The sequence below is a fragment of the Chromatium okenii genome (assembly GCF_002958735.1).
Taxonomy (GTDB): Bacteria; Pseudomonadota; Gammaproteobacteria; order Chromatiales; family Chromatiaceae; genus Chromatium; species Chromatium okenii_A.
Window position 1 is genome coordinate 483,958 of the sequence record NZ_PPGH01000037.1, and the last position, 14,129, is coordinate 498,086.

Annotated in this window: 9 protein-coding genes and 4 pseudogenes; 10 read left to right on the forward strand and 3 right to left on the reverse strand. The window is 52.6% G+C overall.

Annotated elements, in window-relative coordinates:
- Positions 1-95 precede the first annotated feature (95 nt).
- From CXB77_RS22170 to map, 3 genes and pseudogenes are all read right to left on the reverse strand, one after another.
- Positions 96-1,412, reverse strand: a complete 1,317-nt coding sequence (locus tag CXB77_RS22170) for an HD domain-containing protein (protein WP_242445727.1) — start codon at positions 1,410-1,412, stop codon at positions 96-98.
- Positions 1,409-2,674: pseudogene (locus CXB77_RS22175) on the reverse strand (nucleotidyltransferase domain-containing protein). The gene CXB77_RS22170 and the pseudogene CXB77_RS22175 overlap by 4 nt, the downstream one beginning before the upstream one ends.
- Positions 2,671-3,446: pseudogene (map, locus tag CXB77_RS14130) on the reverse strand (type I methionyl aminopeptidase). Before map ends, CXB77_RS22175 begins: the two co-directional pseudogenes overlap by 4 nt.
- A 317-nt stretch (positions 3,447-3,763) precedes the next feature.
- Here map and rpsB point away from each other — a divergent pair.
- The 10 genes and pseudogenes from rpsB (at position 3,764) to CXB77_RS14180 (ending at position 14,081) form a co-directional block, all read left to right on the forward strand.
- Positions 3,764-4,482: pseudogene (gene rpsB, locus CXB77_RS14135) on the forward strand (30S ribosomal protein S2).
- Between the two features lie 143 nt (positions 4,483-4,625).
- Positions 4,626-5,512: pseudogene (tsf, locus tag CXB77_RS14140) on the forward strand (translation elongation factor Ts).
- A 52-nt stretch (positions 5,513-5,564) separates the two neighbouring features.
- Positions 5,565-6,293, forward strand: coding sequence for a UMP kinase (gene pyrH, locus CXB77_RS14145; protein WP_105074405.1), 729 nt, complete (start codon positions 5,565-5,567; stop codon positions 6,291-6,293).
- The gene (gene frr / locus CXB77_RS14150; protein WP_105074406.1) at positions 6,294-6,851 is read left to right on the forward strand and encodes a ribosome recycling factor; all 558 of its coding nucleotides are present in this window, start codon (positions 6,294-6,296) and stop codon (positions 6,849-6,851) included.
- A gap of 30 nt (positions 6,852-6,881) precedes the next feature.
- Positions 6,882-7,670 (forward strand): isoprenyl transferase, encoded by a 789-nt coding sequence (locus CXB77_RS14155; protein WP_105074407.1) that lies wholly within the window; start codon positions 6,882-6,884, stop codon positions 7,668-7,670.
- Positions 7,654-8,592, forward strand: a complete 939-nt coding sequence (locus tag CXB77_RS14160) for a phosphatidate cytidylyltransferase (RefSeq protein ID WP_105074408.1) — start codon at positions 7,654-7,656, stop codon at positions 8,590-8,592. Before CXB77_RS14155 ends, CXB77_RS14160 begins: the two co-directional genes overlap by 17 nt.
- Before the next feature lie 14 nt (positions 8,593-8,606).
- Positions 8,607-9,800: a 1-deoxy-D-xylulose-5-phosphate reductoisomerase gene (ispC, locus tag CXB77_RS14165; protein ID WP_105074409.1), complete on the forward strand. Its 1,194-nt coding sequence runs from the start codon at positions 8,607-8,609 to the stop codon at positions 9,798-9,800.
- Positions 9,797-11,167 carry an RIP metalloprotease RseP gene (gene rseP / locus CXB77_RS14170; protein ID WP_105074410.1) on the forward strand — a complete coding sequence of 457 codons (1,371 nt, stop codon included), beginning with the start codon at positions 9,797-9,799 and terminating at the stop codon, positions 11,165-11,167. Before ispC ends, rseP begins: the two co-directional genes overlap by 4 nt.
- Positions 11,168-11,259: 92 nt before the next feature.
- Positions 11,260-13,545 carry an outer membrane protein assembly factor BamA gene (bamA, locus tag CXB77_RS14175; RefSeq protein WP_431520751.1) on the forward strand — a complete coding sequence of 762 codons (2,286 nt, stop codon included), beginning with the start codon at positions 11,260-11,262 and terminating at the stop codon, positions 13,543-13,545.
- 17 nt (positions 13,546-13,562) lie between these two features.
- On the forward strand, positions 13,563-14,081 hold the full coding sequence (locus CXB77_RS14180) for an OmpH family outer membrane protein (protein ID WP_172452683.1): 519 nt from the start codon (positions 13,563-13,565) through the stop codon (positions 14,079-14,081).
- The last annotated feature ends 48 nt before the right edge of the window (positions 14,082-14,129 follow it).

The following is a 14,129-nucleotide window of genomic DNA, read 5'->3' on the forward strand; positions in this document are numbered from 1 at the left end:
TGCGGATGAGCGTGAACATGGCGATCTTATCGTTATGAATCAACGCGGCGGCGTGAGACTTTCGAGCCGGTCGTGAATGGCGCAGCGCAGACAGGTTAATGCGGTTTCGCAGGTGATTGGCGTCGCATCGCTATTGGTAATGAAAAACACGTCTTCAACTTCGCGCCGACCGTGGCGATTTTGGCGTTTTGCAACCGAATTCCGCATTGCTGAAACACTGCGCCAACTTCGGCGAGAATGCCGGGGCGGTCAAGCGTCGTTAACCGCATGATCGTGCGCTGATTAGGTGCATCAATTGCAAAACTCACGCGAGTTTCAATTGGAAAATGCCGATGCCGCCGCGAAGCAGCACGAGCCACCGCAATTCGTGCTTCCTGCTGCGCAGTAATAATTGCCGCCAATTTAATACGGATTTCTGCCATGCGCTGCGCATCATTAACCGGCGTTCCATCTTGATCGAGCACCTGATAACTATTAATTGCCATGCCGTCGCTGGTGGTCATCACTCGCGCATCCATAACGCTTAAACCACGTTGATCGAGCAGCGCAGTCGTATAGGCAAATAAATTAGTGCGGTCGTGGGTATAAATAAAAATCTCAGTCGCGCCGCGCAGCGTCACCGGACGAATCACAATCAATGGCAAATGCGCGGAATCAGCAGCGAGGATTTGCCGCGTTTGCCATGCGATTTCATCTGGCGAATGGTGGAGAAAATAATCCACGCTGAATTTCTGCCACAACGCCGCGCAAGCCGCTGAATCGCCGCCATAACGCGCCACCAGTCGCACTGCTTCTGCCTGCTTCTGCGCGATCAATTCGTCCTGCGCTTGCGGATTATCCAAACCGCGCAGCAGCGCCCGCCGCGTACTTTGATACAGCTCGCGCAGCAGCGCATCCATCCAGCCATTCCAGCGGTCGGGATTGGTGGCGCGGGCATCGGCGACGGTCAGCAAATACAGATAATCCAGCCGCATCGGATCGCCAATCTTTTCCGCAAATGCTTGAATCACTTCAGGATCGCTGATGTCTTTGCGCTGGGCAGTCATCGACATGACCAAATGCTGCTCGACCAGCCACGCGACCAAACGGGTGTCGAATTCGCTCAACCCGTGCAGTTGACAAAAATCCCAGACATCACGCGCACCCAGCGTCGAATGATCGCCGCCGCGTCCTTTGGCGATGTCGTGAAATAACCCTGCGAGATAGAGCAATTCAAGTTTAGGAATACGTCGCCCAACTGCGCTGCACAGCGGAAATTCATCATCATGCTTGGGGCTGGCGAAACGGCGCAGATTGCGCACCAGCATCAACGTGTGTTCATCACGGTGTAAACGTGCAGCAATCGTATTGCATTCGCCCACGATATTGGCAAATGCCGGAATATACGCAGCGAGAACGCCATAACGATTCATGCGCCGAATCGCTCCAGTGATACCAAAAGGTTCGCGCAGATTTCCATAAATAAACTGCGAGCGCGGAGATCAGCGCGAAAGCGATCATCAATGCGGTGGCGATTTTCACGAATTAACCGAATGGTGCTGGCGCGAACGCCGTGCAATTCAGAGCGGGTTTGTAATAAATGAAAAACTTCTAATAACGCAATCGGCGAACGTTGAAACACATTCGGCGCAGTCACTTCCAAATAACCACTGCGCGATTGAAAACGTTTGTTAATGGGCTGCGGTGAAACCTCGGCATCATGCAGCAAAATGGCTTCTCGAAACAATTGCAGCAGCATTTCATTGAGGCGATTGAGTTCCTGCACCGTGCGGTAATACTGCTGCATGAATTGCTCAACCGCGAGATTATTCGCTCCATCGCAAAAACCGAATTGCTCGGCCAATGTCCGCTGATAATCAAATAACAGCCGATCTTCGTGGCGTCCGGTTAATTGATGCAGCGCAAAACGAATACGCCACAGCAACACTGTCCATCATGCAACGCCTGATGTTCGGCTTCGGTGAGAAAGCCGTGATTGACCAAATCATGCAGCGTTTCGGCAGCAAAATGCCGCTTGCAACCCAGCCAATCATTGGATGTCGCGCAGTCCACCGGGATTTTCTTTGATATTGGGTTCGAGGTTGTAAGCCGTGCCGCCGTATTTCTGCCAGCGCAGGCATTGCTCCTCGGTTTTGGCCGCAAAGAATTGTTCACTATTCCATAACTGTTCCGGCGCAATGGCTTCGCGCATTTGCTCAAACAGCGCCGGATTGCCGCACAGCCAGCGGGCTTCCAATAAATTGGTGATGACGGTGACATCTTTTGCCGATTCCGCCACACAATCGGCGACGCTGCGCACGCTGTGACCGATGTCGAGCCGCAAATCCCACAGCAGCGTGATAAACCGCTCCAACGCATCTTGCAGCGCGGTGTCAATCTCCGGTTCGATCAGAATCAAAATGTCGATGTCAGACGCGGGTTGCAGCTCCTGCCGCCCGTAACCGCCGACCGCAATCAGCGCGGCAGCTTGCGTTTCACCAAAGTAGTCGTTCCAGATTTGGCGCAGCACGGCATCAATCTGTTGGCTGCGCTGGCGCACCAGCGTTGTGACAGGAACACCTTGATTGAATTGCTGAAACAGCGCCTGTTGATCAGCGCGGAGACGTTCTCGGTAAACCGTGAGCGGGTTAGTTGCGGGGGTCGAGCGCGGATCAGAACGCAGTGGATTGTTCATGTTGAAACCGGATCATCGCGTTCCTCGGCGCGAAGCGTCAGGATTTCGTGTCCGTCGGGCGTGACCAGCACGGTGTGTTCCCATGCGCCGAGAGGCTGCGATCTTTGGTGATCACCGTCCAACCGTCCGGCAACACTTTGATATAACGTTTGCCAGCGTTGACCATCGGCTCCACCGTGAAACACATGCCGCTTCAACACCAGCCCGTCGCCAGCTTTACCGTAATGCAGCACTGCGGCTCTTCGTGAAACTCGCGTCCGATGCCGTGACCGCAGTATTCGCGCACCACTGAATAACCTTGTTTTTCCACAAACTTTTGAATGGCAAAACCAATATCACCGAGTGTTGCGCCGGGGCGAATCACCGCAATTCCCAACTGCATCGCCTGCTGCGTGATCGTCACCAGTCGTCGCGCCAGCACCGACGGTTCACCCACGAAAAACATCTTGCTGGTGTCGCCGTGATAGCCGTCTTTAATCACGGTAATGTCGATATTGATGACATCGCCCTTTTTCAGACGCTTGCCATTGGGAATGCCATGACACACCTGATGGTTGATTGAAGTGCAAATGGCTTTGGGAAACCCGCGATAATTCAACGGTGCCGCAATTGCGCCCTGCGCATTGATGTAGTCGTGGCAGCGTTGATCCAGTTCTTCGGTGGTCACGCCGGGCTGCACATAAGGCTCAATCATATCGAGCACATCAGCAGCCAAGCGACCGGCAACGCGCATTCGCTCGATTGCCTCCGGCGTTTTAATTTGCACACTCATCGTTGGTTTATGAAAAATCGAGTAAGAAAGCGGGACAATTGCCCGTATTGAGTTGAGCATGGTATAAAACGCCGCGCAGCGCCGCAATCAACGCCAGTTTTGCGTTTCATAATGATGGCGACGCTGACACCAAGCGAAAAACTCGTTTTTCGCTTTATTTTTATCAGCAGCACTGACTGCGATTACCGTCCACACACGCACCGACACATGCGACTGGGTGCCTTGAGATTCAACTCAGGTGGTCACATGGGGCGCGTGGAGGTCTCAACCCAAACCATTAGGAAATTAAGATTATGAGCAATGTCACTATGCGCCAGATGCTGGAAGCCGGAGTTCATTTCGGCCACCAGACCCGCTACTGGAATCCCAAGATGGGCGCGTTCATCTTCGGGCATCGCAACAAGATTCATATCGTCAACTTGGAAAAGACGCTGCCGCTGTATCAAGACGCAGTCAATTTCATGGGGACGCTCGCCGCAATGGCGGCAAGGTGCTGTTTGTTGGCACGAAACGCGCTGCCCGCGATGCGATTCGTGACGAAGCACTGCGCTGCGGAATGCCATTTGTCAACCATCGCTGGCTTGGCGGAATGTTGACCAATTTCAAGACCATTCGCCAATCGGTCAAGCGCCTGAAAGATTTAGAAGTCATGTTTGAGACCGGCACGATTGAACGCTTCAACAAAAAGGAAGCACTCGGTTTATCCCGTGAACGCGCCAAATTGGAGCAGAGTCTCGGCGGCATCAAGAACATGGACGGTCTGCCGGATGCGATGTTTGTGATTGATGTCGGTCACGAAAAAATCGCCGTCACCGAAGCCAATAAGCTCGGCATTCCAGTGATTGGCGTGGTCGATACCAACAACGATCCCAGCAACGTCGATTACGTCATTCCCGGCAATGACGACGCGATCCGCGCCGTGCAGTTGTACATCGCTGGCGCTGCCGATGCGATTCTCGACGGACGCAGCACCGCAGCAGCAATGGTTGGGCGCGGCGATACCATCATCATGGATGCCTCCGCCGGTCGGGAATAAACCTTTTTGATCAATCCCCCCCTGCCCCCCTTTTTCAAAGGGGGGAGAAGAAAGCCCAGTTCACTAAAGGGAGAGAAAAGCCCCCTTTGAAAAAGGGGGTTGGGGGGATTTAAAATGCAGTCAAACATTTAGATAGGTGAAACATGGCGATTACAGCCGCAATGGTTAAGGAACTGCGCGAGCGCACCGGCGTCGGCATGATGGAATGCAAAACCGCCCTCGTTGAAGCCAATGGCGACATCGAAGCTGCGATTGAAGCCATGCGCAAATCCGGTCAGGCACGGGCCGCCAAGAAATCGGGCGCATTGCCGCTGAAGGCGTGGTGATGATTCAGATCACTGCCGATCAAAAACACGGCGTTCTGGTAGAAGTGAATTGCGAAACCGATTTCGTCGGCAAAGACGCTGGTTTCGTTGCTTTCGCCGAAGCCGTCACTGCGACTGCGTTGGCAAGCACTGCCGCTGATGTTGAGACGCTGGTGACATTGCCGCTGGTCACTGATCCAGCGATGACCGTCAGCGCAGCACGTGAAGCGTTGATTGCCAAGATCGGCGAGAACATTCAAGTGCGGCGGTTGCTGCGGTTCGAGAGCGCGACCGGCGCATTGCACAGCTATCGTCACGGTGTTCGCATCGGCGTGGTCGTGGAAATGGAAGGTGGCGACGCGACGCTGGGGCGTGACATTGCCATGCACGTTGCCGCCAGCAATCCGCTGTGTCTCAGTGCCGAGCAGGTTCCGGCAGAAACGCTTGAAAAGGAAAAGGAAATTTTCCGGGCGCAGGCGCTGGATAGCGGCAAAAAACCGGAGATCGTGGACAAAATGATCGACGGACGGATGCGCAAATATCTGGAAGAAGTCACGCTGCTGGGTCAGCCGTTCGTGAAAGACCCTGAACAGTCGGTTGAGAAACTGGTTAAGCAGGCTGGCGCGAAGGTGCTGGCATTTGCGCGGGTTGAAGTCGGCGAAGGGATTGAAAAGAAAACCGAAAACTTCGCCGAGGAAGTCATGGCGCAGGTGCGCGGCAGCTAATCGAACCAGCGCCAGCGGCGTTCACGCTTTCATTTCCACGAGGTCATCGTCAATGTCACAACCCGCTGTTTATCGTCGCATTCTGCTCAAACTCAGTGGCGAGGCGCTGATGGGCGCGGGAACTGACGGCATTGATCCCGATGTGCTCGACCGGTATGCGCGAGACATCCGCGATCTGCTGGCGCTGGGCGTGCAAGTGGCGCTGGTGATTGGCGGCGGAAATCTGTTTCGGGGCGCAGGTTTGGCAGCGCGGGGCATGGATCGCGTCACCGGCGATCACATGGGAATGCTGGCGACGCTGATGAATGCGTTGGCAATGCAGGACGCGCTGGCGCGGTTGGACGTTGCAGCGCGAGTGCTGTCGGCATTGCCAGTGGCGCAGGTGTGTGAAAGTTATGATCGGCGGCGGGCGCTGCGGCATCTGGAAAAAGGGCGCGTGGTGATTTGCGCGGCCGGCACCGGCAATCCCTTTTTCACCACCGATTCTGCCGCGAGTTTGCGAGCAATTGAGATCGGCGCAGACGTGCTCATCAAGGCTACCAAGGTTGATGGGATTTATTCCGCCGATCCGCTGCGCGATCCGACCGCAATCCGTTATTCCCGCATCAGTTACGATCAAGTGCTGCGCGAGGCGCTGCAAGTCATGGACACCACCGCCATCGTGTTATGTCGGGATCACCAGATGCCATTGCGGGTGATGAACATCAATGAACCGGGAGCCTTGCTGCGTTTGGTGCGCGGTGAGGACATTGGTTCGCTCGTTGTCAGCGAGAATTTTTAGATGATTGAAGATATTAAGAAAGACGCTGCCCTGCGCATGGGCAAAAGCATCGAAGCCTTGACGCACGAGTTGGCGAAGATTCGCACCGGACGGGCGCATCCGTCGCTGCTCGATCACATCATGGTGTCCTACTACGGTTCGGAAATGCCGATTCGCCAAGTTGCCAACGTCAACGCTGAAGATGCGCGGACGCTCGCGGTCGTGCCATGGGAAAAGAACATGGTGCAGGCGATCGAAAAGGCGATCATGCAGTCAGACCTCGGTTTGAATCCCAACACGGCTGGCACAGTGATTCGGGTGCCGCTGCCGGCGTTGACTGAGGAACGCCGCCGCGATCTCATCAAAGTCGCTCGCCACGAAGCCGAACAGACGCGGGTTGCCATTCGCAACATTCGCCGCGACGCCAATCACGATCTCAAAGAGTTGGTCAAAGATAAGATGATTTCTGAAGATGACGAGCGGCGCGGGCAGGAAAATGTACAGAAGTTAACCGATCAGTCGATCAAGGATGTCGATGCAGTGCTGGCCGACAAAGAACAAGATTTAATGTCGATCTAAACCTACTTTTCAAAGTTAATTCATACGCTTGTGGACACTGCGACTCCCGCTGTTTCCGTTACCGCCGAGCATAACGGCTCCATTCCTCGGCATGTAGCGATCATCATGGATGGCAATGGTCGCTGGGCAAAACTGCGCGGACGTCCGCGCACCGTTGGTCATCGTGAGGGCGTAAAAAGCGTTCGTGCCGTGGTCGATGAATGCCTCCGGCGCGGCGTGAAGACGCTCACCATTTTTGCGTTTAGCAGCGAAAACTGGCAGCGCCCACGCAGCGAAGTCAACATCCTGATGGAGCTGTTTATGACTGCGCTGCGCGGCGAAGTCCGGCGCATGAACGAAAACGGTGTGCACCTGCGCATCATCGGCGAACGCAGCGCCTTTCCTGAAAAACTCCAGCGGCGCATTGCCGACGCCGAGGCACTCACCGCCCACAACACCGCACTGTTGTTGCAAGTCGCCGCCAACTACGGCGGACGCTGGGACATTACCCAAGCGATGCGCCGCTTGCTGATTGACGTGCAAGCAGGGCGATTAAATCCTGATTTACTTGATGAAACCACGCTCGCTGCTTATTTGTCTTTTCCCGATATTCCCGATCCTGATTTGTTCATCCGCACCGGCGGCGAGCAGCGGTTGAGCAATTTTGTCCTGTGGCAATCGGCGTATGCCGAGCTGTATTTCACCGATGTTCTGTGGCCAGATTTCAATGAAACGGCGTTTAGCGCGGCGCTCGACGATTTTGCCAATCGGCAACGGCGGTTTGGGCGCACCAGTGAACAAATTGAATCGTGGGTGACATTCAATGACCGAAGCAAATGATTCGTTAGGAAAATCCCCCCAACCCCCCTTTTCCAAAGGGGGGCTTGACACCTCGCCCGTTGCAAAAGTAGGGCTTTCTGATTCTCCCCCCTTGGAAAAAGGCGGGCAGGGCGGGATTTTGTTACGCCTCCGCACTGCGCTGATATTGGGCGCAGTGGTTATCGCCGCGATTCTGTGGCTGCCGACGCCAGTATTTGCCATCGGCATGGCGCTGGTGCTGCTGCTGGCTGGAGTGGAATGGTGCAACTTGGCGGGATTGACGCAGCCGGCATTGCGGACGCTGTATCTCTTTGGTCTCGCGGCAGTGATGACGCTGTGCTGGTTCCGCCCAGAGTTTCAAATGGGATTGCTGGCGCTGGGCTTGCTGTGGTGGGCGCGACAAATGCTGTTGCTAACGCAGGTGCGCGACATCACGCCGCAGAGCGGGCTGCAACCAGAATTGTTATTGGTTGGTTTGGTGATTTTAGTTGTGCCGTGGATCGCATTGGTGGCACTGCATCAACTGCCGGTCGTCGGATCGTTGCTGGTGCTGTTTTTGATGATTCTGATTTGGAGCGCCGATTCACTGGCATATTTTGCTGGGCGACGCTGGGGACGCACCAAATTAGCGCCGATCATCAGTCCCGGCAAAACCCGCGCTGGCGTTTACGGCGCATTGGCTGGTGCGGTGATTTGTAGCGTAGCGCTGGCGCTGTGGTTGAAGCTCGATGTGGTGGAAAGTATTCGCGTGCTGATGATTTGCAGCGCCAGCGTGGTGATTTCCGTCGTTGGCGATCTGTACGAAAGTTTGCTCAAGCGCCAGCGCGGATTGAAAGATTCCGGCGATCTGCTGCCCGGTCACGGCGGTTTATTGGATCGCATCGACAGCCTGACCGCCGCCGCGCCACTGTTTGCGCTGGGCATGATCTGGGTTTTTTCCTAATTCGGAGTAACGTCGTGAAAGGTGTAACCGTACTGGGTTCAACGGGTTCCATCGGTGTGAGCACCTTGGATGTGCTGGCGCGACATGCCGAGCAGTTTCGCGTGGTGGCGCTGACGGCAAATCAGGATGTTGAGCGCATGGCCGCACAATGTCGTGAACATCGCCCAGCATTTGCGGTGATGGTCGATCCGAATGCTGCCGCACAATTGCGTGAACAGCTCGCCGATATGCCGCAGCGCCCAGAAATCCTGAGTGGCGTTGCCGGTTTGGAACAGGTCGCTGCGTTGCCAGAAACCGATTACGTGATGGCCGCGATTGTCGGCGCAGCGGGATTGCGCCCCACGCTCGCGGCGGCTCATGCCGGAAAACGAGTGCTGCTCGCCAATAAAGAATCGCTAGTCGTGGCTGGCGCGTTGTTGATGCAGGCAGTCGCCGCCAGCGGAGCGGAATTGCTGCCGATCGACAGCGAACACAACGCGATTTTCCAATGCCTGCCGCCCAATTTCGCCACCGGATTGGAGGCAGTCGGCGTCGAACGCATTTTGCTCACTGCATCGGGCGGGCCGCTGCGCGAGTGGCCGTTGGATCAATTGGCGAACGTGACGCCGGAGCAAGCCTGCGCGCATCCGACTTGGGCGATGGGGCGCAAGATTTCGGTCGATTCCGCCACGATGATGAATAAGGGTTTGGAAGTCATCGAAGCCTGCTGGCTGTTTGGCACGGACACCGATCACATTCAGGTCGTCATTCATCCGCAAAGCGTGATTCATTCGCTGGTGCAATATCAGGATGGCTCGGTGCTGGCGCAGCTCGGCAATCCCGACATGCGCACGCCGATTGCCCACGCGCTGGCGTGGCCGAAACGCTTTGCTTCTGGCGTAGCGCCACTGGATTTGTTCTCAGTCGGACGATTAGATTTTCAAGAGCCTGATTTAGCACGGTTTCCTTGTTTGGCGCTGGCGTTTCAAGCGGCGCAAACCGGCGGCACTGCGCCAGCGATTCTGAACGCTGCCAACGAAATTGCGGTTGCTGCGTTTTTAGAACGGCAGATTGATTTGCCGGGCATTGCGGCAGTGGTCAGTGGCACTTTGGATGCACTGCCGTATGAAACGGTTGAAGGACAAGATGTTGATTTTCTATTAGATGTTGACCGCCGCGCCCGTGCGCAGGCCGAGCAATTAGTACGCAACCGAGGAGTTTTAGCGTGACGGACAACCTGTTATTCACTCTCGCCGCGTTCATCATTGCGCTGACCGTTTTAATTGCGGTGCACGAATTCGGACATTTTTGGGTAGCGCGGCGCTTGGGCGTAATGGTGACACGCTTTTCAATTGGCTTCGGCCCGACATTGCTGTCATGGCAGCGCAATCCCGAGACCACCGAATATGTGCTGGCCGCGATTCCACTCGGCGGCTACATCAAGATGCTCGACGAGCGCGAAGGCGAAGTGCCAGCGCATCAATTAGATCGCGCATTTAATCGCCAGCCAGTATGGAAACGTTCGGCAATTGTATTCGCTGGACCACTCTTTAATTTGCTATTTGCAATTATCGCGTATTGGGCAATTTTCATGGTCGGCGATCTCGGTTTAAAACCGGTTATTGGCACGGTCGCGCCACAATCAATTGCCGCAAATGCGGGTTTTCAATCTGGCGATGAATTGCTGGTGATTGGCGAACAACCGGCGCGAAGTTGGGAAACGGCGCTGTTTGCTTTTGCGGTGGATGCGCTGGATGGCGCAGATTTGCCGGTGCGGGTGCGCGACGCCAGCAATTTGGAGCAAACCCGCTGGCTGCCCGGCGTGGAACTCGCGGCATTGGCAGAGGAACCGGATTTGCTCAATCGGCTCGGGTTGACGGCGAAACGTCCGCAACTGCCGGCTGTCATTGGTGAATTAGTGCCCGGCGAAGCGGCAGAGAAAGCGGGATTTGCCGTTGGCGATCATCTGCGCACTGCCAACGGTCAACCGATTGAATTATGGAAAGATTGGGTGACGCTGGTGCGCGAGCACCCCGGTCAAGCGATTGCGGTAGAAGTTGAACGCCGCGATGGTTCACGCACCACGCTAACGGTCACGCCGCAAGCAAACGAAGTTGACGGCAAGGTGAGCGGACACATTGGCGCGGGCGTTGCAGTGCCTGATGGGTTGATGGATGACTATCAAGTAGTTGTGCGCTACGGCGCAGGTGAGGCGCTGGGTCAGGCGGTCGGCAAAACGTGGGACATGAGCGTGATGATGCTGCGGGTCATGGGGCGAATGCTGACCGGCGAAGCGTCAGTGAAAAATCTGAGCGGTCCAATCACCATTGCCGAAATTGCTGGGCGCACTGCCAGCTCTGGTTTTGATGCGTTCATTAAGTTTTTAGCGGTCGTGAGTATTAGTTTGGGCGTATTGAATTTGTTGCCTATGCCGGTACTTGATGGCGGTCATTTGGTATATTTTCTCATTGAGCGTATTAAAGGCAGTCCAGTGTCTGAAACCATTCAACAGCACGCACAAACCGTGGGTTTTGTTCTATTGGCAGCGTTAATGGTACTCGCATTTTACGCTGATATTGTCCGACTATTGGATTGATTTCAGTTGATCTTCTCTATTGCCGCACCTTCAACGAGGACTCTATCGTGCAACCGATAGCTCAGATTTTTTGCAGCAAGACCAAACAGTTATTGCTGCTATTGATCGTTATCACCGCGTTACCACAATTTGCTGCTGCCGCAGTATTCCAGATTGCTGATATTCGCGTTGAAGGATTACAGCGTATTGCGCCCGGCACGGTGTTTAATTATCTCCCTATACAAGTTGGCGATACCGTTGCGGAAGATGTCACTGGTGGCATTATTCGGGCGCTGTATAAAACCGGATTCTTTGATGATGTGCGGGTTGAGCGTGACGGAAATGTTTTGGTGTTATGGGTGCGCGAGCGTCCGGCAATTGCAGAAATTAAAATCGTTGGCAATAAGGACATTGAAACCGAGGCACTCAATACTGCATTAGCGGATATTGGTCTTAAAGAAGGTCGTGTATTCAATCGCTCGGTGCTGGATCGCATTGAGCAGGAATTAGAACGGCAGTATTTCGCACGCGGCAAATATGGCGTTCTCATTCAATCCACCATATCACCACTAGAACGCAATCGTGTGTCAATTCACATTGATGTCATTGAAGGTTTAACTGCCCGCATTAAACAGATCAATATCATCGGCAACCAAGCCTTTACCACTGAAGAACTCAGCAAAAAATTCAAACTTGGCATCACACGCTGGAACTCTTTTTATTCAAAAAATGATCAGTATTCAAAACAAAAACTGGCTGGCGATTTAGAAACACTGCGGTCGTTTTATTTAGATCGCGGTTATATTAAATTTGACATTAAATCAACGCAGGTTTCTATCAGTGCTGATAAAAAAGAAATCTACATTGCAATTGTGATTGACGAAGGTCAAGCATTTACCATCAGCGATATTAAACTTGCTGGTGATCCTTCAGTTCCCGCTGAACGCTTATTCCCGTTAATTCAACTCAAACGCGGCGATTTTTTTTCGCGTAAAGCAACTACCGAAAGCGCCGAACGTATTTCTGGTTTACTCGGCGACGAGGGCTATGCTTTTGCGAATGTGAATACAGTTCCTGAAATTAACGAAGCGGCACATCAGGTTGCTGTGACCTTTTTTGTTGATTCCGGCAAGCGCGTTTATGTGCGCCGTTTGAATATGAAAGGTAATACACGCACCCGCGATGAAGTGCTGCGCCGTGAAATGCGCCAATTGGAAACAGCATGGTTTTCAGCAGATTTAGTACGCAAATCCCGCGAACGTCTGCAACGTCTTGGTTATTTTGAAGATGTTGCTATTGCGACTCCAGCAGTACCCGGATCAGCAGATCAAGTTGATATTGATGTCACCGTTAAAGAAAAACCGGCGGGTAATCTTGCTGCTGGCATTGGCTTCTCGCAATCGCAGGGTATTTTGCTGAATGCGAGTATTACTCAGAACAATTTTCTGGGAACCGGCAAACGAGTTGCAATGGCGTTTAATACCAGCTCCTCAACCAGTCTTTATCAGATTGGTTATACCAATCCATATTATACGATTGATGGAATTAGTCGCGGATTCAACGCATCTTATAGAGAAACAGATTTTAGCAAGTTGATTGGCGCAAATTATTCGTCAAATGTGGGAACAACCGAAATGAATTTTGGATTGCCCATTGCAGATAATAGTCGTGCTGGACTAGGTTTTCGCTATCAATATACGGATTTTACTGCTGGTGATTCGAGTATTGCCGAACAATTTGTTTTAGATAATGGACGGCGGTTTAGCGATTATTTAATATCAGCAAGTTATTCAAACGACACTCGTGACACCGCTATTTTTCCCACGAAAGGCGGATTAAGAACGCTTGCTGCTGAAATAGCAGTGCCCGGAAGTGCGCTACAATACTACAAAGTTAACTATCAAGAACAACGCTATGTTGCATTAACGTCGCGGTTTATTTTTTCATTGACCGGAAATTTCGCTTATGGCGATGGTTACGGTGAAACCACCAATTTACCGTTCTTTGAAAACTATTATGCCGGTGGTCCACGTTCTGTTCGTGGTTGGGTCGCTAATTCAATTGGACCCCGCGAGATTCAAACTGATGACCCTATTGGTGGCAATTTAAAAATGTCTGGTAGCTTTGAATTATTTGCACCAGCACCCGTCGGTGGTGAGTTTGAAAAATCAGTACGATTAGGAGCCTTTTTAGATTTCGGCTCCGTGTGGGCAATGGAAGATTCCCGTTTATTAACAAATACTGGATTTAATTTCAGTGATTTGCGTTACTCAACGGGAATGTCATTCACTTGGCTCTCACCTGTGGGAGCACTTTCCATTAGCCTTGCATATCCACTCAATGAAAAAGATGGCGATGATACACAAGTATTCCAATTTGGATTTGGTCAAACCTTTTGAATAATATGAGGTTAAATATGATCAAAACGCTGATTATCTCTGGTCTGTTATTGTGTGCGTTACTCGGTCAACGCGCAACGCTTGCTGCTGATTATCGTATTGCAGTAGTTAATCCGAATCGTGTCGTTGAACAATCACCACAGTATGAAGCGGCGCGTGATGCTTTACAGCATGAAGTTGAGGATCGAGAGCGTGGTTTACGCAATCAACAAGAGCAAATTGCATCACTACAAAAGAAATTGGAACATGACGGCGCGTTAATGAGTGAAAGTGAAATTCAGCGATTGCAAAATGATATTCGTAGCCGTACCCGTAAACTTAAATATGCCCGCGATGAATTTCAAGAAGATTTTGCACTGCGCCAAAATGAGTTGCGTACTAAACTTGGTCGGCAGGTCAACGAAGTTGTTGTTGAATTAGCAAAAGAACAAAAGTTTGATTTAATCCTCAGTGAAGGATTAGTTTATTCTAATCCGCGTATTGATATTTCTGATCTTGTGATTGAACGATTGAAACAAGAGTTTAATAAAAAATAGTCATCATTTGCATTTGCTTTGACTGATACAACGCTGGAGCCCTGAAAA

What these genes read in the sequence shown, in the direction of transcription:
- CXB77_RS14180 (WP_172452683.1), top strand. Translation starts at nt 13,563, where the DNA reads ATGATCAAAACGCTGATTATCTCTGGTCTGTTATTGTGTGCGTTACTC.
- CXB77_RS14160 (WP_105074408.1), top strand. Translation starts at nt 7,654, where the DNA reads ATGACCGAAGCAAATGATTCGTTAGGAAAATCCCCCCAACCCCCCTTT.
- frr (WP_105074406.1), top strand. Translation starts at nt 6,294, where the DNA reads ATGATTGAAGATATTAAGAAAGACGCTGCCCTGCGCATGGGCAAAAGC.
- pyrH (WP_105074405.1), top strand. Translation starts at nt 5,565, where the DNA reads ATGTCACAACCCGCTGTTTATCGTCGCATTCTGCTCAAACTCAGTGGC.
- CXB77_RS22170 (WP_242445727.1), bottom strand. Translation starts at nt 1,412, where the DNA reads ATGAATCGTTATGGCGTTCTCGCTGCGTATATTCCGGCATTTGCCAAT.